The sequence below is a fragment of the Streptomyces blattellae genome, assembly GCF_009709555.1.
Taxonomy (GTDB): Bacteria; Actinomycetota; Actinomycetes; order Streptomycetales; family Streptomycetaceae; genus Streptomyces; species Streptomyces blattellae.
In genome coordinates, this window is record NZ_WJBG01000037.1 from 1 (window position 1) to 266 (window position 266).

At 68.8% G+C, this 266-nt stretch carries 1 protein-coding gene; it reads left to right on the forward strand.

What is annotated here, in order from left to right; genetic code table 11:
- A partial coding sequence (locus GFH49_RS39190; protein ID WP_196217812.1) for a hypothetical protein occupies positions 1-266 on the forward strand: 266 nt, incomplete at both ends.

Here is a 266-nt window from a genome sequence, read left to right on the forward strand (position 1 = left end):
CAGGATCCGCCACGAGCGATCCGCTCTTGCATGCCGAACAATTCAGCCGTTTCCTCAACGCCGTCCTCGACGGGTCCCCGGCCCAGACCCTGCACGAACTGAGTACCGGATTCACACCCGGTACCGACGGCCCGGATCCGTCGTGGGCGCAAGGCGAGACGCTCGATATCGCGCCGGCGACAACAGTGGACGCGCTGGTGACGGTGGATGCACTGGTGCGCCGCCGGGTCGCGGCCGATCCGGACGCGGTCGCGGTCGTCGCCGAC